18 protein-coding genes, 1 tRNA gene and 1 pseudogene are annotated in these 17,439 nt (G+C 70.3%); 9 read left to right on the plus strand and 11 right to left on the minus strand.

The genetic code is table 11. The features are described 5' to 3' along the window. Positions 1-200: 200 nt before the first annotated feature. Positions 201-587 carry a hypothetical protein gene (locus IEZ06_RS17620; protein WP_189237790.1) on the minus strand — a complete coding sequence of 129 codons (387 nt, stop codon included), beginning with the start codon at positions 585-587 and terminating at the stop codon, positions 201-203. 379 nt (positions 588-966) lie between these two features. Between IEZ06_RS17620 and IEZ06_RS17625 the strand changes: the two genes are divergently transcribed. Further along, entirely contained in the window at positions 967-1,956 is a 990-nt protein-coding gene (locus IEZ06_RS17625; protein ID WP_189237791.1) for a TolB family protein, read from the plus strand. A gap of 44 nt (positions 1,957-2,000) precedes the next feature. On the opposite strand, the gene IEZ06_RS17630 is transcribed toward IEZ06_RS17625, so the two are convergent. The 3 genes from IEZ06_RS17630 to IEZ06_RS17640 are packed head-to-tail and all read right to left on the minus strand — an operon-like array spanning position 2,001 to position 3,006. Beyond that, positions 2,001-2,345, minus strand: coding sequence for a type II toxin-antitoxin system PemK/MazF family toxin (locus IEZ06_RS17630; protein WP_308427667.1), 345 nt, complete (start codon positions 2,343-2,345; stop codon positions 2,001-2,003). Then, on the minus strand, positions 2,342-2,635 hold the full coding sequence (locus tag IEZ06_RS17635) for a hypothetical protein (RefSeq protein WP_189237793.1): 294 nt from the start codon (positions 2,633-2,635) through the stop codon (positions 2,342-2,344). The genes IEZ06_RS17630 and IEZ06_RS17635 overlap by 4 nt, the downstream gene beginning before the upstream one ends. Then, positions 2,632-3,006, minus strand: coding sequence for a hypothetical protein (locus tag IEZ06_RS17640; protein ID WP_189237794.1), 375 nt, complete (start codon positions 3,004-3,006; stop codon positions 2,632-2,634). The genes IEZ06_RS17635 and IEZ06_RS17640 overlap by 4 nt, the downstream gene beginning before the upstream one ends. Positions 3,007-3,286: 280 nt before the next feature. Here IEZ06_RS17640 and IEZ06_RS17645 point away from each other — a divergent pair, with 280 nt between their 5' ends. Beyond that, positions 3,287-3,631: a hypothetical protein gene (locus tag IEZ06_RS17645; protein WP_189237795.1), complete on the plus strand. Its 345-nt coding sequence runs from the start codon at positions 3,287-3,289 to the stop codon at positions 3,629-3,631. 82 nt (positions 3,632-3,713) lie between these two features. Next, positions 3,714-5,690 carry a hypothetical protein gene (locus IEZ06_RS17650; protein ID WP_189237796.1) on the plus strand — a complete coding sequence of 659 codons (1,977 nt, stop codon included), beginning with the start codon at positions 3,714-3,716 and terminating at the stop codon, positions 5,688-5,690. A 14-nt stretch (positions 5,691-5,704) separates the two neighbouring features. Here IEZ06_RS17650 and IEZ06_RS17655 read toward each other — a convergent pair whose 3' ends face one another. Both IEZ06_RS17655 and IEZ06_RS37655 read right to left on the minus strand, forming a co-directional pair. Continuing rightward, entirely contained in the window at positions 5,705-6,190 is a 486-nt protein-coding gene (locus IEZ06_RS17655) for a hypothetical protein (protein WP_229798285.1), read from the minus strand. A gap of 115 nt (positions 6,191-6,305) precedes the next feature. Next, a pseudogene (locus IEZ06_RS37655) lies at positions 6,306-6,746 on the minus strand (ATP-binding protein); the annotation flags it as partial. 291 nt (positions 6,747-7,037) lie between these two features. Here IEZ06_RS37655 and IEZ06_RS17665 point away from each other — a divergent pair. Next, positions 7,038-7,865, plus strand: a complete 828-nt coding sequence (locus IEZ06_RS17665) for a helix-turn-helix domain-containing protein (protein ID WP_189237799.1) — start codon at positions 7,038-7,040, stop codon at positions 7,863-7,865. Then, the gene (locus IEZ06_RS17670) at positions 7,856-8,062 is read left to right on the plus strand and encodes a DUF397 domain-containing protein (protein ID WP_189237800.1); all 207 of its coding nucleotides are present in this window, start codon (positions 7,856-7,858) and stop codon (positions 8,060-8,062) included. Before IEZ06_RS17665 ends, IEZ06_RS17670 begins: the two co-directional genes overlap by 10 nt. Positions 8,063-8,079: 17 nt before the next feature. On the opposite strand, the gene IEZ06_RS17675 is transcribed toward IEZ06_RS17670, so the two are convergent. Beyond that, positions 8,080-10,017: an ATP-binding protein gene (locus IEZ06_RS17675; RefSeq protein ID WP_189237801.1), complete on the minus strand. Its 1,938-nt coding sequence runs from the start codon at positions 10,015-10,017 to the stop codon at positions 8,080-8,082. Between the two features lie 277 nt (positions 10,018-10,294). Further along, on the minus strand, positions 10,295-10,759 hold the full coding sequence (locus tag IEZ06_RS17680; RefSeq protein WP_189237802.1) for a pyridoxamine 5'-phosphate oxidase family protein: 465 nt from the start codon (positions 10,757-10,759) through the stop codon (positions 10,295-10,297). On the opposite strand from IEZ06_RS17680, the gene IEZ06_RS17685 reads away from it, so the two are divergent. Then, positions 10,758-11,240: a MarR family winged helix-turn-helix transcriptional regulator gene (locus IEZ06_RS17685; RefSeq protein ID WP_189237803.1), complete on the plus strand. Its 483-nt coding sequence runs from the start codon at positions 10,758-10,760 to the stop codon at positions 11,238-11,240. The two genes, IEZ06_RS17680 and IEZ06_RS17685, sit on opposite strands and share 2 nt — an antisense overlap. 294 nt (positions 11,241-11,534) lie before the next feature. Then, positions 11,535-11,765: a hypothetical protein gene (locus tag IEZ06_RS17690; RefSeq protein WP_189237804.1), complete on the plus strand. Its 231-nt coding sequence runs from the start codon at positions 11,535-11,537 to the stop codon at positions 11,763-11,765. Between the two features lie 274 nt (positions 11,766-12,039). On the opposite strand, the gene IEZ06_RS17695 is transcribed toward IEZ06_RS17690, so the two are convergent. Continuing rightward, positions 12,040-12,116 (minus strand) — tRNA-Lys (locus IEZ06_RS17695). Positions 12,117-12,216: 100 nt separating this feature from the next. Between IEZ06_RS17695 and IEZ06_RS17700 the strand changes: the two genes are divergently transcribed. After that, complete coding sequence (locus IEZ06_RS17700; RefSeq protein ID WP_189237805.1) at positions 12,217-13,068, plus strand: AAA family ATPase; 852 nt, start codon at positions 12,217-12,219, stop codon at positions 13,066-13,068. Between the two features lie 217 nt (positions 13,069-13,285). After that, positions 13,286-14,653, plus strand: coding sequence for a vWA domain-containing protein (locus tag IEZ06_RS17705; protein WP_189237806.1), 1,368 nt, complete (start codon positions 13,286-13,288; stop codon positions 14,651-14,653). A gap of 148 nt (positions 14,654-14,801) precedes the next feature. Here IEZ06_RS17705 and IEZ06_RS17710 read toward each other — a convergent pair whose 3' ends face one another. Together IEZ06_RS17710 and IEZ06_RS17715 are read right to left on the minus strand one after the other, a co-directional pair. After that, the gene (locus tag IEZ06_RS17710; protein WP_203871979.1) at positions 14,802-16,442 is read right to left on the minus strand and encodes a methyl-accepting chemotaxis protein; all 1,641 of its coding nucleotides are present in this window, start codon (positions 16,440-16,442) and stop codon (positions 14,802-14,804) included. A gap of 225 nt (positions 16,443-16,667) precedes the next feature. Next, a complete protein-coding gene (locus IEZ06_RS17715; protein ID WP_229798287.1) occupies positions 16,668-17,396 on the minus strand; it encodes a nuclease-related domain-containing protein in 729 nt (242 codons plus the stop codon). Positions 17,397-17,439 lie beyond the last annotated feature (43 nt).

Below are 17,439 nucleotides of genomic sequence, written 5' to 3' on the forward strand. Positions count from 1 at the left end.
CCGGGCTCATCGGCCTGATGGCCGGCGCCGCCTGACCCGGATCCTGGTGATCGAGCCCGTCTGGGCCCCTTCACCGGCCTCCTCCGGCGGAAGAACGGCCCGTGCGCCCCAGAGAGCGCACGGGCCGTCCGCCTCCGCCCGCCCCCGTGCCGGCACGGGGACCGGTTCTCTCCCGCGTGACGGGCCGGTACCGGGCGGTCTCAGCGACGTCCGTGGTGCTTGTGCTTGCCGTGGTTCCCGTAGCCGCCGTAGCCGTGGTCGCGGTCGTATCCTCCGTAGTTGCCGTAGCCGCCGTACTTGTCCTTGTGCTTGCCGTAGCCGCCGTGGTTCCCGTAGCCGCCGTGGTTCCCGTAGCCGCCGTGGTTCCCGTAGTTGCCATAGCCGCCGTGGTTGTTCTTGTTCTTGTGCTTGCCGTAGCCGCCGTAGCCGTAGCCGCCGTGGTTCCCGTAACCGCCCTGGGAGTAGCCGGAGCCTCCGTAGGGGTACGGGTGGTCGCCGTCGGAGCTGTCGGCCAGAGCCCCGCCGTGCCCCGCGAGTCCCAGGGCCGCGACGGCGCCCGCGATCACTGCGGCACGCCGAATCTTCATGGTCATTACGATTGCCCCCTCTTGCGGCCCATGATCGGTGAACGTCGTAGATCACCGGGAGGGACGCCGCGCGATCAGCCTCCGGGACCGGACACGGCCGACGCCCCAGGCTGAGGGCCGCTCTCCCAGCCAGCCTATGCTCACCGGCCCCGCCGACCGCCAGAGAAAACCCATATGTCGACAAGGGCAGCAAATGATGATTTGGCATCGCGCACCGCTCTCCCGCGACGGTGTGCGAGGATTCATGGCGGCGTCCCGGCGATCACCCGCCTCCGGCGGTGGGGCCTCCGGGTTCCGCCTCGGGCGGATCGACGGGGACAGACAGGTCTCAACGGGTCGGGTCCGCCGACGGGTACCGAAGCTCTGGGAGAAGGACATCGTGAAGCACCGGGCCCTCGCCGCAGGCGCCGCACTCACCGCACTCGCCGTGGCCACCGCGACGGCCGCCGCACTCGCCGGACCCGCGCAGGCCGTACCGGCTCGGAGCGCGTCCGCGCAGGCCGTACCGGTGCAGGCCGTACCCGCCCAGGGCACGCCCGCGCAGGCCGCGCCGGCTCCGCTGACCGGCAGGGGCGTCTACCTCGGCTACGGCGGCGGCGTCCGCCTGGCGACGGAGAGCGGGCGCACCCTCTGGACCGACCGCTCCGGCTTCGGGCAGTTCTCCGTCTCCCCCGACGGCGGGAAGGTCGCCTGGATCGACGGCAAGGGGCGCCTGCACGTCTCCGCCGCGGCCACCGGCTCCGGGAAGGCCGCCGACAAGGTCGTCGCCCGGGGAGCCGCCGCCGGCGGTCCCTGCCTGACCCCCGCCTGGTCGGCCGACTCCCGGCGGATCGCCTTCCCCCTGGCCGGCGGGTCCGACAGGCTGACCGTCGCGGTGGTCGGCGCGGACGGCAGGGGCCTCGGCAAGGTCGGCGCGACCCTCGGCGTCTGCCACCTGACCTGGTCCGCCGACGGCCGCACCCTCGCCGGGTACGCCGGGAGCACCGAGGGCGTCCACCTCCTGGACACCGCCTCCCGCACCTCCCGGCGGGTCCCCGGCATCAGGCTGGCCAACCACGTCGCGGGCCTGTCCCCCGACGGCCGCCGCGTCGTGGTGCACGCGATGGGTCCGGACGCCGAAGCCGGGGACGGCTCCTGGCCGGCGGAGTTCGCCCCGTCGGTGTACGACACGCGGACCGGGAAGAAGGTCGCCCTGCCGGTCCGGGGCAGGCTGATCGGAGCCCTGTACCTGCGCGACGGCCGCCTGGCCGTCCGGGTCGCGGGCCGGACCGCCAACACGCTGGTGGTCCTCTCCCCCTCCGGGAAGCGCCTGCAGACCCTGCCCGAGCAGCCCCGCAACAGGCGGCTGGGCCTCCTCCAGGTGCGCTGACGGGGCCAGCCGCCACCGGTCCTCACGCTCCCGGCAGTGCGGGTTCACGCTCCCACGAGCGCGCGGACGTGCTTCATCGTGTCTTCGAGGACCGGCTGGTCCACGGAACCGAGAATCCTGATGATGTCCCGGTCTTCGGCCGTCCAGAGCCTCCGGCTCCGGACCGTCGACGCTTTGAGCAGCCCTGCCCCTTGCCAGTTCTGGATCACCACGTCAGCTGGACCCGGTGTCTGCGCGCGGGACGGGTTACCCGTGATCATGGCTACCAAGATCGCCTGATCGGGCACGACACCCGTCATGGCCAAGATCAGGCATGGCCGCTTCTTGTACGGCTGCGGCTCGTTTCTGCTGAAAGGGAACCAGAGGAGTCCCACGTCACCGGATTTCACAGGTCGTCGTAAACCGCATCCTCTGGGCAGTCCCAGTCAGCGGCCCACAGGTGGGAGACGTACTCCCGGTCATACGCCTCGCCGTGAGGAGCCGGCAGCTCACCGCCGCGCAGGCTCTCGGAATTACCGGCGACGAGGGCCCACGGTCCGCGGATGACCTGGGCGGCCGACATGGATTCCGGAACCGGTCGAGCCTCCCGACGCTTCCGGGGGCGCGCGCCCTGATCGGTGGGTGTGCGGTAGCGGAACTCCTGCTCCGTACCCGCCGCGGTGACGAGAGGGAAGCTCACGGTCGGTCCTCCTCGGAAGGCTCGGTCACGACTCTGGCCTGCTCGACCGTGGCGTCGTAGTTGGCGGCGGTCTGCTGGAGAACGTCGATGAGCTCTTCGAGGCGCTCACGGCTCAGATGGAACCGGGCATGAACGGTCACCGGCAGGCCGTCCTTCAGCGCTTCGATCGCGCGCCGTCGCCCTTCGGGGTCACCGGGGATGAACGGGGGAGGGACACTGCCGAACAACAGGAAGACGCCGTCCGGCGTCCTGTTCAACGTCGGCGGACCGGGTTGCCCGACGAACTGGTTGACGTGCTGGATGGGCACGCCGTTCGCCGCGCTCCAGTCGACGGTAACGGCAAGCTCGGACACGGTCGGGTTCTCCTGCACGTCCTCAGTCTGGCACTCCGTATGCCGGTGTGCTATGCCCCGCCCTCCGCTGAGGGTCAAGGGTTGGATGTGCCAGTGTCGTGCATGGCCGCCCCGGACCGTGCCCGAATGACTCGATCGACGTATGCCGAACGGGAATCACACGAAAGGTCAAGGCGGCAGCGGTAATCTCGGGCATCCGGTAATGAGAAATGGAGTCTTGTCGGCTCGAATCAGGGACATCTAGGGTGATATTTGACCTTTTCTTGCGGCTCGGGGCTGTGGAGAGGACGGGGGCGGCGTGGCGGACCGCATGGTGCCGAACCCGTTGCACGTCAGGTTGACGGAGCTCCTCGCGGAGGCCGAGGAGCGCGGCCGGGAGATCCGGCGGGCCTATGAGCGCCCGGTGGGAACGATGCGGACGGGTCAGGTCTGGACGGGGCCGACCGCCGACAAGTGGATCGACGGGCTGGAGGAGCGGCACCACCGGCTGGCACTGCTGGCCCGGCAGGTGGCGGGCGCGATCGAGGAAGAGCTGCGCCGCCACCCGGCGATGGTCACCGAGGCCGAGGCGCACGCCATCAGCGCCGCCCGGGTGGACGACCGTTCGCCATTCTTCCAGAGAGGACGGGGATCGTGGCCCTGACCGGCCTACCGGGGGAAGGGGTCATGACCGTGACTGGTCCACCGGAGAGGACGGGCATCGTGGCCCTGACCGGGGAGGATCCGTGACATCCAGCAGCTTCAACGGGATCGACCCCGAGCGGCTGGAGCAGGCCGCCGCCGCACTGCGCGACGGGGCCGACCGGCTGACCGCGCTCGGCGAGGAGCTCGGCGGCAAGCTCCACCGGTACGGCATCGGCACCGCCGCGCCCCGAGAGATCCTCCGGATCGCCGACTGGGGCAGGATCGAGGTCTCCAAGCTCCGCGAGCGGGCGGAGCTGATCCGGAAGCTCAACGAGGGCGGCGGACTGCCGTCGGCGGGCGGCGGTGCGCGGGGACTCGTCCGCCTCCCCGGCGAGCTGGAGGACTTCGAGCTCGCCCAGAAGCTCGCCAAGGTGTACGGCGACGGCGTCTTCACCGAGCAGGACGCCGAACGGCAGGCGAAGCTCGTCCACGACCACGCCGACGAGGTCGCGAAGCTCGCCGGCGACCCCCAGGCCGCCGCCGCCTTCTACGCCCTGCTCTCCCCGAAGGTCCGCGACGCCCTGCCGAACCTGATCGCGAGCACCGGCAGCAAGACCGCGAAGCAGGATCTGGCCGCCTTCAGCGAGGCTCTCGGTGCGGCCCTGCGCGCCCCCGCCCTCGTCCCGGCGTTCGCCAAGGTCAGAAGCGACCTGGTCCGACCGGCCGGAAGCAAGGCCGCCGCCTGGAACCGGCTCGCCCTGCTCGCGGGCGCGAACGCCCCCGCGAACATCCGCAGCGCCGCGGCCCGCACCCTGGTCCTGGACGACTTCGCCAAGAAGCCCCGCCAGGACTGGCGGGCCGGATCCCCCGAGTCCAAGGCGTACGGCCTCCCGTCCGACCTGGTCGCGCTGGGCCTGGAGGTGCTCGCCGGGAACGGCGCGGCGGTGCGGGACGCGTTCTCGAAGCTGGGCGGGCCCGACGTGAAGCTGACCCGGCCGGAGAAGATGAAGCTCTTCCTCGACCACGCCGACCGGTCGGCCGACGGGGAGGACGTGGCCGACGCCTTCGGCCGGGCGATGGAGTCGGGCACCGGGGCCCGGACCGAGCAGCCCGGGAAGCACAGCCCGGAGGCCGCCGCCTTCACCCTGGACCTGATCAAGGTCGCGGGCTCCTTCGGCGCGAACCTGCCGGCCTCGGCCAAGGACTCCATGGGCGTGATCGCCGGCTCCTACGTCCACGAACTGGTCTCGGGCGCCCGCTTCGACAAGGCCACCGGCCGCACCTCCGGTATGGACGCTCCCAAGCACTGGGAATCCTTCCCCGGGGTGACCCCCGCGTTCTACCTCAGCCCCGATGACACCTCCAGGTTCCTGAAGACCTTCGTCGGCGAGGACGGGGCCGCAGATAAGTTCAACTCTGCGGTGGCGCGATTCCGCCATGACGCCCTGATCAGCGCTGCCCGGTTGGATGCTCAGGACGGTACCGAGCACTTCGACGACGTCTCGAAGATGTTCGGCGACTTCGGCGGGGTCGCGTTCAAAAGCACGGTCGACGTGCTCGGAGAGGAGGACGCCGCCGCCGACGCGGGCCGTGATTTCGTCAAGAACACCGCCGGGTTCCTCCTCGGTGAGATCCCCATCGCGGATCAGATTGCCGAACTCGGATGGGATGCCTTCCAGGCGTACGTCTTCAGCGGTTTCTCAGATGACTGGGCCGACAGCTTCGAGACACAGGTTGAAGCGACCAACAAGGAGCGCTCTGAACTCGCCACACGTCTGAAGTACGACATGGCGTATCTCCTCCACAGCGGCGGGTATCCGGCGAGCGAGCCGCCCAAGGAGCTCGTCAGCCCGGCCACCGGCGGTCTCAAGACGTATGACGAACTCGCGGCCGAGGCCAAGCGGGAGGCCACGGGTGGCAAGAAGTGGGAACAGGTGCTCCAGGGGAAGCTGGCCGTCTACGAGAACTGGATGGACAGCAACGGAAAGCTCGATGAGAAAGTCGAAAGGGCCTCGCGGGCCCAGACCAGCAATTTCGCCGAGGAGCAGCTGAAACAGCAGAACAAGGGTCAGGATTGACAGGTCCGGTCTTCTCAGCGCGGTAGGCAGGTGGTCTCCGCGTGAATCCGCCACGTCGGAGGTTCAGGAGAAACGTAGACCACGACCACGATCCCCATGTCTCGCTTTGCTCCATAGATGAATCTCCCCATCCCGTCATCGGTCGTGGTGAAAGGCGGCTCCAGCTTGTACCCGAGTTCCTGCACAAGAGTTCCGGCCATCAGATCTCTCGCCCTGTCCAGATGGCTGTCCAGATCGGACGAAGCATCGCGCTCCTCATCAGCCGTGGCCCGCAGCACCCTCTTGAAATCACCCCCACGGCAGGCGAAGTCACTGTCCGGACGCTCGATAATGCGCAGCTTCTTGTCCGGGTCCTTGAAGAGCTTGTCCGTCTCCAACCGCTTGGTGTCCTTCTGTAGCTCCGCCGCCGCCTTCTCCAGGGTGGGTTCGGGCTCGGAGGTGCATCCTGCCGCCATCAGGGTCGTCGCCAGGCCGAGGGCCAGGAGCCGAGTGACGCGCATGCGATCCCTCCGGGGTGTTTGACACCGAGACATCCCGATCTTCACCCAATCCGTTCACCGCCGCCATAGTCTTTCCGCATCCGGTCGTCAGCCCCTCGGCCACCCGGAACCAGACCGATCCGCCGGCCGCGTCGCGGTCCCATCCCCACGCCGCCGCGAGCAGGTCCACCAGCCACAGGCCCCGCCCACTGTCGTCCTCGGTCTCCGGTACGCGAGCGGCCGGTGCGCCCGCAGCCGATCCGCCGTCGGCGACCTCCACGTGGACATCCCCGGCGGCCCGGGTCACCCGGACCGCCACCCATCCGCCCGCCGTACGGCCCGAGTCCGAGTGCGTGATCGCGTTGGTGACCACCTCGCTCAGCAGCAACAGGACATCGTCGAGGACCGGGGCCGCGATCCGCCCGGCCAGCAGCCCGCGCACCCACTCCCGGGCCACCGGGACGGAGACCTCCTCCCCCGGGAACTCCCGCCACCAGGTGTCCTGCGGCACGTCCACGGACGTCCCCTGCGACGGGCCGCCGCAGCCGGATCTCTCGCACCGTCCGCCCGCCGCCATGGCCCGACCTCCAGAGTGTTTTCCGAACCACGCAACCGGGGCGCGGAATGAAACCGCCGTATTCAAGAGCGACCCGACTCCCTCCCATTGAAAAGGCGATGACCTGCTTTCTTTTCCGTACCGCCCGGAAGAGCAGGTCTGTGTTTAGACTGCCTTCCCGGCATCGGATCGGTGGCCGGTTCGGCAACCCGGGACAGAGCGGATGATGACGATCTCCGGTCTACCGTGGACTGAATTCGGTACCACCGACCGGACAATAAGTCCGTTTTTCCTTATTTGGGAGGAAATGCAATGGATGCTGTGCCGTCTCTCGACCCCGGCTCCCCGCGCGTGCGGTTCGGAGCCGAGCTGCGCCGCCTGCGCGAGACCGCGCAGCTCTCGCAGGCCGCCGTGGCCGCCCGCCTCGGCTGCACCCAGACCCAGGTGAGCCGCCTGGAGAAGGCCACCCGGACTCCATCGAAGTCCGACGCGGAGCGGCTGGACCTCCTCTTCGGCCAGACCGGAGGTGTCTCCTTCACCCGGCTCTACCAACGGATCGTCGCCCAACCCGGCGGCCCAGCATGGTTTCGCAGTTGGGCGGAGGAGATCGAACCCACCGCCCAGGTCCTGCGCTCCTGGGACCCTCTCCTGGTGCCAGGCCTTCTCCAGACCGAGGCCTACGCTCGGCAGGTCTTCAGTCAAGCTCCTCAGATCAGCTCCGATGAGGTGGAGGAACGGGTCCAGGCTCGGATACGCCGGCAACGAATCCTCGACAGGGATAACCCTCCACTCGTTCTTGTGCTCATCGATGCAGGTGTGTTGCGTCGCAAGGTCGGTGGCGCTGAAGTGATGCGCGAGCAACACGGCCGTCTACTGGAGGCCACTCGAATGCCGACTGTCTCCATCCAGGTCGTCAGCCCGGAGTGCCTGACAGGTCTGATGGGTGCCTTTACTATCGCCGAGCTTCCAGATGGGCAGCCGGACGCCATCCACGCGGAATCTTCCGCAGAGGGACAAGTCACGACGGATCTCGACTCCGTGACTGCCGTTTGGAAACGCTATGAGGCAATACGTCTATGGGCTTATCCTGAGCACGTATCTCTCAAGATGATCGAGGAAGCGAGACTCGAATGGACTTGAGCGCTGCCGTGTGGCGGAAGTCTTCCCGTTCGGGAGACAGCGGTGGTCAGTGCGTCGAGGTCGCCGACAATCTGCCCGGGGTGGTCGCGGTCCGCGACAGCAAGGACCCGGACGGCCCGAAGCTGCTCTTCACCCCCGCCCAGTGGCGCGCCTTCGTCGGCGGCATCAAGAGCGGCGAGTTCGACTCCGTCGACTGACAGCTCCACGGTCCGGGTCACGTCGTGGCGACCGCTTCGGGCGTGACCTCTCCGTGGACCCGCTGGAGATATTCCACGGCGTGCTCCGTAGCCGGGTCGTGGTTCAGCCGGTCGCGGTAGAAGTGAAGGCGGTCCTCGCAGTCGTCGATGATCTCGCTCCAGGTCCTCGCCCAGATACGGACGCCGTTCTTCCACTCGGCGATGCACCCGGGCGGGCGGTTCGGCGCACTCGCGTCCTCTCTGACGACCTCGTCCATCTCGGTGGAGACCACCCAGAAGTCCCAAGCCACCCGGGCGTCGTGGAACTGCGGGTCACCGACGACGGCCCTGGCGTAGCTCTTGATCTGCGCGACCTCCACCTGACCGATCTTGACCCTGGGTGCTTTGAGCTCGACCACCAGGTGCTCCCGTCCGGAGCTTCCCCGATGCGCCCGGCCCAGCAAGAGGTCGATGATGCCCTTTCTGCCGTCCTCGCGGCGCACCGGGTCGAGCCGGCCGTTCTCCGGCTCACGGCCCAGTTCCCTGAGATGCCGTCTGAGCACCGTGTCCAGGCTCTGGTCGCTGACCATCAGCGCGTAGGCGTCACCGAAGATCCACGTCTCACGCTCCAGGATCTTGTGGAGCTCGCTCCGTTCCCTGACCGTCCTGCTGATCTCCGGCTCGAAGACGAGCTTTTTCAGCGCGGCGAGGAAGTCGAGCCGATCGGTCACCTGGCCCGTCGCTTTGATCACTTCGGAGAGGCTGGTCCGCTGGAGGATGCGCTTGAGCTCCTCCTGCTCCGACTGGGGCAGCCGGAAGAGTTCGTCCAGCACGGGGTAGAGTCCGCTCGGATCACGGGAGATGACCTCCCTGAGCAGCCGCAGGGTGGTCTTCTTGCTCTGCGTCGCCCCTGGTAGCCGACGGGCGATCCTGGTCGCCACCTCGTCGAACATCTCCCGCTCGACCGCCTGTGAGGGCTCGGCCGGCTCCCCCGAGTAGGGGTAGACCCCCTCGGTCCTCCACTCCTGGATCAGCCGGACCCGGCGCTCCTGGTCGCGTCTCCTGAAGTGGGCCCGGAGCGTTTCCCTGGCGAGCTCCAGCAGAGGGCCGATCTCGTCCATCTCCGCCAGCCGCAGGTCGTTCCTGCGTTCGGCGAAGCCGTCCCAGAGCAGGTAGGCCGTGAAGTGGTAGCCGGGTGCCTGGATGCCCGGTGAGGGTTCGTCCAGGACGATGCCGTCGGTGTCGCAGAGGGCGAGCACCCGGCCGACGTCCTTCGGCCATTCGATGACACGGAGCAGTGGTTCGGCGTATCCCGCCGAGTCCGGCCAGGACAGCGGATATTCGGCCATGTCGGTCCAGACGGTGGCCGGGTCGAGCGGCGTGCCCTGGTAGACGATCCGCACGTCGGGGTTGGCCGCCAGGAACGGCGCGAACGTCGAGGCGAGCTGCTGGGCCGTGTCGTCCTGGGTGAGGCGGTTCACGAAATCCGCCGGGACCGACGCCTCCACCCGCGTCCCGTACGGCAGCCGGACGGCTTCCGGTTCGGAGATGTCGAAGTCCGCGGGACGGTCGACGGCACCGCTGATGACCGTGCGCTCGATCCGCCCGTCGGCCGCCTCCGCGACGGTGATCCACCGGACCTGCTCGCCCAGTGCGAACGCACGGAGCCTGCCCTGCCCGCTCCGCCCGTGCAGGCCGCGCTTGAGCTCAGGCGAGACCTTGGCGGACATCTTCCACGATCCGCCCAGACCGCCGAAGTAGTCCCCGCAGGACGCGTTCGGCATCCCGTGGCCGTCATCGGTGACGCTGACCGATTCGGCACCGTCCAGTTCGTTGATCTCCAAGTCGACGGTGACGAGCGTCGCCTCCGCGTCCAGCGCGTTCCAGATCATCTCCACGACCGCACCCACCGGATCCTTCTGGCGGGCGAGCCGCAGCAGGTGATCGGGTTTGGCCTCGATGTGAACGGTGCCCATCCGGCCACTATCCCAGACGACCTGCGGAACCATACGGAAGATCAACGGAACGGACCCGGCATCTCCTCGTCCCGCGCCCCTCGGTGACCGGTGGGCGCGGGTCCGATCTCCTGCCCGGACGTGAAGCGGGTCAGAAGAGAGCCCCGTCCGGCGGGAACAGGCCGTCGCCGAACAGAGGAACAGCCTCCCCGAGGCCGGGGTCCGCCATACGGCCTGCCACCGGCGCGGCCGGTGAGCCGAGCCGTACGGAGGAGGGCCATGGCCGCGTCATGGCCGGTCAGGTGGGACGCTGCCACGCCTCCTTGAGCGTGCCGAGCCGCCAGGGCGTCATCTTGAGCACGGTGATGCGTTCGTCCCTGTGGTCCTGCCCGCCCAGGATGCGCGGGTCGTAACCGAGCGGCTCGTCGGCGTTCGCGAACAGGTCCCACACCTTCTTCCGCGTCTCCTCGTCGTCGGCGAAGGCCGCGTCGCACTCGGCCACCGCCACCTCCTGGGCCGGATCCCAGTACGAGCACGACACGTACGGACGGCGCGACAGGTGCGCCACCTTGAGCGGGGTGGGCCGGGTGAACGCCCATCCGATGACGCCCTCGCCGGTCCGCTCCCAGTACGGGTGCATGACGCGCGAACGCGGCCGGCCGCGGCCGTCCACGGTGGCCAGCGTGCACCACACGATGCGGTGCGCGATCCTCACGAACTCGTCGAGGAGTCCGGCGGGCGGGACAGTAGGATGCACAACCATGGTTGTGCATCCTACTGCGGAGAACCTCGATCTGTCTCTGGTGACCCTGTTCACCGGGTGGGCCATGACGGACGAGGTGCAACGCCGCTTGGCCGACGACGGCTTCGGCGACCTGCGTTTCAACGACGGCGTGGTCATCCAGCACCTCCTGCGGGCACCGCTGTCCGTCACCGCCCTGGCCCGGCGCATGGGCATCACCCAGCAGGCGGCGTCCAAGGCCGTCACCGACATGGAGCGCCGCGGTCTGCTCACCCGCGAACCGGCCCCCGGAGACGCCCGCACCCGCCTCCTCCGCCTGACGCCGCACGCCGCAGCCGCCGTCGAGGCGGCCCGTGCCCACCGCGCCGCATTGGACGCAGAACTGGCGGAGCGGTTCGGCCCGGACCGGATCGCCGAGACCCGCGCGGTGCTCGCGGCCGTCCTGGCCCATCTCGACCGCGATGACGCCGTCCGCAACCGCAGAGTCCGTCCGCCCGCCTGAACGGCGGGTCCGGCCTGCCTGCCCGCCTCCTCGGCCGGGCACCGGCGCCACGCTCGCACGGCGCTCGCCGGCGGCACGAGCAGCGTGCCGGCGACGAGAGCGACCGGGAACGGCGCCCCCGCCGAACGGACCTGACGACGGTGTCCATCCAGGAACGCAAGGACATGCCGCACCGGAGATTCCGGCCACCGGGGAGCCCGCCGCACGCCCCGGAGCATCACGAACAGATGTCCCGGCGCGATTCACCGGGGGAAACGTCCCATGCTTACCCTCAATGGGCGCATACTGGGAAAGATGAAATCGTCCCACGCCGCTACCCGGCGCATCCTGCCCGGCAGTCCCTTCAACCGCACCTTCGTGCCGCCGCCCCCCATCGAGCAGTACGCCCTGAACGACCGCGTGAGCCACGACAAGTACGGCCTCGGCGTGGTCATCGGCGTCGAGGACGAGCTCGCCGTGCTCGTCGACTTCGGCCCCGAGCAGCGGCGGATCACCACGCCGTTCGCCAAGATGACCCGGCTCTGAGTCCACCGACACCCACCGGGAGTCCACCGGCACCCGGCCGCGGGTCCGGTGACGCGTCCGCCGACGCGTCCGGGACACGCCCACCGACGACGACGGAGGCCCGCACGCCGGCGTGCCTCCACCCCGCCCAGGACGCATGAGTCCCGGAAGGCCCAGGCACATGAGTCCCCACGGAGCCCGGCCGACGAGCCGGAAGAAGAGGAAGACCCGCGCAAACGAAATCGGCCCGCCGATCAGGCGGGCCGATTCCGGATCCGCCGGTGGACCGGCGGGATGGTGCGCCGCCAGGGACTCGAACCCCGGACCCGCTGATTAAGAGTCAGCTGCTCTAACCAACTGAGCTAGCGGCGCGTGAAGCACTTGAAGAGTAGCGCATCTCCGAGCGTGCTTCGAAATCGACGGGTTCGACCCGCTAGGCTAGAACAACATTCGGTTCTGCCCGGGAGCACACATGTGGTTCGCCTCGCCCGCCGACGTCCGTGAGCGCCTCGCCGCCGTCGACTACCTCCCCGACGACGCCATCGCGACCTCGGTCTTCCTCGCCGCCGCGCTCGGCAAGCCCCTGCTCGCCGAAGGACCCGCGGGCGTGGGCAAGACCCAGCTGGCCAAGGCCGTCGCCGCGGTCACCGGGGCGCGGCTCGTCCGCCTCCAGTGCTACGAGGGCCTGGACGAGGCCCGCGCCCTGTACGAGTGGAACTACAAGAAGCAGCTCCTGCGCATCCAGGCCGCGGGCGGCCAGGACTGGGACACCACCCACGACGACATCTTCACCGAGGAGTTCCTGCTGGAGCGGCCGCTGCTCTCGGCCATCCGCTCCGAGACCCCCACGGTCCTGCTGATCGACGAGACGGACAAGGCCGACGTCGAGGTCGAGGGGCTGCTGCTGGAGATCCTCTCCGACTTCCAGGTCACCATCCCCGAGCTGGGCACGATCACCGCCGTGCGCAGGCCGTACGTCGTGCTGACCTCCAACGCGACCCGCGAGCTGTCGGAGGCGCTCAAGCGGCGCTGCCTCTACCTGCACCTGGAGTACCCGTCGCCGGAGCGCGAGCGGGACATCGTGCTGGCCCAGGTGCCCGCGATCGAGGCGGGCCTGGCCGAGCAGCTCGCCCGCACGGTCGCCACGCTGCGCACCCTGGAGCTGAAGAAGTCCCCTTCGATCGCCGAGACGATCGACTGGGCCAACACCCTGCTCGCGCTGGGCCGGACCGAGCTGGACGAGGAGACGACCGCCGCGACCCTCGGCGTGGTCCTCAAGCACGCCTCCGACCAGCAGCGGGCCCGCAAGGAGCTCGGGCTGTGAACCGGGTCGCGGACCGGGCCGGTCAGGCTGTGAACCGGATCGCGAACCGGGCCGGGCGCCCGGAGGCCCCCCACCGCATGGCGGCTCCGCACGGAACGGCCGTCCCCTGCCGAACGGCGGCTCCGCACGGGACGGCCGTCCCCTGCCGAACGGCGGCTCCGCACGGAACGGCCGCCCCCTGCCGAACGGCGGCTCCGCGGCCGGGAGAGGCGGCGCGGTGAGCCTGCTGGACCGGCACGTCGGCTTCGTGCACGCGCTGCGCGAGGCGGGGCTGCCCGTGTCGCCCGCCGAGGGGCTGGACGCGGCGCGGGCGCTGCAGGTGATCGACCTGACCGAGCGGGAGTCGCTGCGCGCCGCCTACGCGGCGACACTGGTCAAGCGGCCCTCGCACCGGCCCGGCTTCGACACCCTCTTCGACCTGTGGTTCCCCGCCTCCACCACCGGCCTGTACGGCTCCCGCCCCGCCGCCGGCCCCGATCCGCGGACCGCCGAGGTCCCCGAGCTGCGGGACCGGCTGGCCGAGCTGCTGCTGGAGGCGGGCGAGCGGCCCGGCGAGCTGGACGCGTTCGCCCGGGAGATGGTCGAGCGGTTCGGCCGGCAGCCCGCGAGCCCCGGCCGGCAGAACTGGTTCTCCTACCCGGTGCTGCGGGCCCTGTCCCCCGAGACCCTGATGGCCCGCCTGCTCGCCGAGGTCCTGGCCGGGGCCGAGCGCGGCGGACTGGCCGAGAAGGTCGCCCGCGAGCGCGTCACCCGCGGCATCCGGCGGTTCGAGGAGGCCGTCTCCACCGACGTCCGGCGCCGCATCGCCGAGGAGTCCGGGATCGAGCGGATCGCGCGCTCCGCCGTACGGCCCCCGCTGGAGCAGGTGGACTTCCTCCGGACCACCAAGGCCGACCTGGCCAGGCTGCGCCGGGAGGTGCACCCGCTCGCCCGCCGCCTGGCCGCCCGGCTGACCGTCAAGCACCGGCTGGGGCACCGCGGCCGGCTGGACTTCCGCCGCACGGTCCGGGCCTCGCTGTCCACCGGCGGCGTCCCGCTGACCACCCACCTCAAGCCGCGTCGCCCGCACAAGCCCGAGCTCGTCGTGCTCTGCGACGTCAGCGACTCGGTCGCCTCCTTCGCCCACTTCACGCTGCTGCTGACCTACGCGCTGCGCGAGCAGTTCACCAAGGTCCGCGCGTTCGGCTTCGTGGACACCGTGGACGAGATCACCCGCTTCTTCGTCCCCGGTGCCGACGTGGCCGAGGCGATGACCCGGCTGGCGCAGGAGGCCGACATGGTGCGGTTCGGCCGCACCGACTACGGCCGCGCGTTCGAGCGCTTCGCCGAGCGGTACGGCGACGCCGTCGGGCCGAAGACCTCGCTGCTGATCCTGGGCGACGCCCGGTCCAACTACCAGCCGCCCGCCCTGGAGACCCTGAGGCGCCTGAGCGCCGGCGCCCGGCACGCCTACTGGCTCAACCCCGAGCCGGTCGCCCAGTGGGACACCGGGGACTCCTCGGCGACGGCCTACGGCGGGATCGTCCCGATGCACGAGTGCCGGAACGTCGTCCAGCTCTCGGCCTTCATCGAGGAACTCGCCTGAGGGCGGCCCGGGGGATCGAGGAACTCGCCTGAGGGCGGCCCGAGGGGGCGCCGGTCGTCCGGCGCCCCCTCCCCGTTCTCCCTGCGGCCTGTCGGCGGGAGAACCGGGGGGTCACCCGCCGAGCCCCGCGACGCCGCCCGCCGCCGTCTCAGTAGCGGAAGCCGGAGACCAGCTGGTGCAGCCGGGCCGACAGCCCGGCCAGCTCGGCCGCGGCCCGCCGGCTCTCGCCCACGCCCCCGGCGGTGACCTGGGCCGCGTCGGCCAGCACCGCGATGTTGGCCGCGATGTCGGCACTGCCCTGGGCCGCGTCGGCCACGCTGCGGTTCATCTCGTTGGTGGTGGCGGTCTGCTCCTCCACCGCCGAGGCGATGGTCAGCTGGTAGTCGTTGATCCTGCTGATGATCGAGCTGATCTCGGCGATCGCCGTCACCGCGCTCTCGGTGTCGGCCTGGATCGCCTCGACCCGCTTGGAGATGTCCTCGGTCGCCTTGGCCGTCTCCTGCGCCAGGTCCTTGACCTCGCCCGCGACGACCGCGAAGCCCTTGCCGGCGTCCCCGGCGCGCGCCGCCTCGATGGTGGCGTTGAGCGCGAGCAGGTTGGTCTGCTCGGCGATGCTCGTGATGGTCTTGATCACCGAGCCGATCTCCGCCGACGAGGCGCCGAGCTTGGCGACGGTCTCGTTGGTCGACTCCGCCACCGCGACCGCCTGCGCGGCGACCTTGGCGCCCTCGCCGGCGTTGTGCGCGATCTCCCGGATGGACGATCCCATCTCCTCCGAGCCCGCCGAGACGGTCTGCACGTTCTGCGAGACCTGCCCGGCCGCCCCGGCGACGTTGCTCGCCTGAGCCGACGCCTCGTCGGCCGAGGCGGCGATCCGGTCGCTGACCGCCGACAGCTCGGTCGAGCTGGTGGCCAGCGTGTCGGCGTTCTCCGCCAGCGCCTCGATGGTCCGCCGGACGGCGTCGTTGGCCTGGTTGACCGCGACCGCCATCGCACCGGCCTCGTCCCGCGAGGTGATCTCGGCCTTCTGGGTGAGGTCGCCCCGGGCCGTGGCGTCCAGCACCCGGGAGACGGCGCTCAGGGCGCGGACGATCTGGCGGGACGCCACCCGGGACAGGGCCAGGGCGAGCAGCAGGCCCGCCGTCACCAGCGTCAGGATGAGGACCCGGGAGCTCTCGTACTCGTCGATCGCCGTGGCGGCGACCGCTTCGGCGTTGCTCGTCTCGAACGTCGTCAGGTTGTCCATCGCGGCGGTGAAGGCCTTCATGACCTTGTCGAACTGGGCGAGCGCCTCCGGGGTGAGGTCCTGGGGGTCGCCCGTGGACTGCGTGCCGGAGACATAGGACAGGTAGGCCTGCCACGCCTCGTCGAAGGCGGCGACGTGCTTGCGCGCCTCGGGATCGTCGGAGGCGACGGCCTTGTAGGCCTCGAACGCCCGGCCGATCCCTTCGAAGTCCTCGTTCAGCTGCTGCGCGAGCTGCGCCTTGGCCGCCGGGTCCGTGACGGTGTACATGGCGCTGGAGTTGAGGAGCAGGTCGGTCATGTGGCCGCGGGCCTCGCCCAGGTGGGACAGGCGCTGGACGTTGCCCTGCCGGAGTGCCTGCAGGTCGCCGCTCAGGTCGCCCATGCGGCTCAGCGCCACGGAGCTGACGCCGGCGCCCATGAGCGCCACGACGAACACGGTGATCATGATCTTGGTGCTGATGCGGCGGTCGGCGAACCAGCCGAGCACCGGGTTGCGGTGCACGGTCACCACGGGCCGTGCGGTGTCTGCGGAGAGGGCGGTCACGTCGGATCCTTCCATAGCGGGACCGGGAAGCTGAGAAGCAGCGCGCGGGGTGGGAACGCCGCATCACCTCATCGGCCGCCGGGACCGCGACCTGAGCCCGATCGGCCCGGCTCTCCGCCGCCGGGACCGCGACCTGAGCCCGATCGGCCCGGCTCTCCGCCGCCGGGACCGCGATCTGAACCGATCGGCCCGGCTCTCCGCCGCCGGGCCGATCGGACCGGGAGGTCAGCCCATGCGGCGCAGCACCCGGGCGGCGGTGCGGGTGAGCACCTCCACCTGGCTCTCGTCGAGCTCCTGGCGGGGGGCTCCGAGGATCCAGGAGGCCGCGTGCCGGGGCTTGAGCAGCGTGACGCCCTCCGCGGTGACCGTGCGCCGTCGCTCGGTGCCGTGCACGAGCTGGCCGCCGTGCACGGCCAGCAGCGGCTCGATCATGACGGGGACGCCCGACTCCCGGCTGAGCACCGCGGCCAGCGCCTCCGCGGCCTCGACGAGCGCTCTGGCCTCCTTCGAGCCGTACTTCTCACCGAAGAACAGCCGCCCGCCGTACGTGGCGATCTCGGTGTCGGGGTCCCACGCCTCGTTGTCCACCACCCAGACGCCGCCGGGGCCGATGACCAGGTGGTCGATCGAGGCCTGGCCGGGCACGGCCCGGCCGTCGAGCACCCGGTAGCCGTGCCTGCGGAGCCGGCGGCGGAGCAGCCGGGCGGTGACGGTCTCGCCGCGCCGCCTGCCCCGCCAGACCGCGGTCGACCTGAAGGACCACCAGTCCCAGGCCAGGTCGGCGACGCCGACCAGCACGCCGAGCACCGGCCCGAGCAGCACCGGCGACAGGCCGAACCGGTAGGCCAGCGCGATGCCCGCGACCAGCCCTCCGGCCGCCTTGAGGCCGCGCGCCTTCCAGCGCTCCTTGGCCTCCTCGCGCCAGTTCTTCTCGTACATCACCTGCGGTGACAACCCGTGAACCTGGTCATCGGGCGGCACGTAGATAGATCCGCCA

The organism is Planomonospora antibiotica (assembly GCF_014647955.1).
Lineage (GTDB): Bacteria > Actinomycetota > Actinomycetes > Streptosporangiales > Streptosporangiaceae > Planomonospora > Planomonospora parontospora.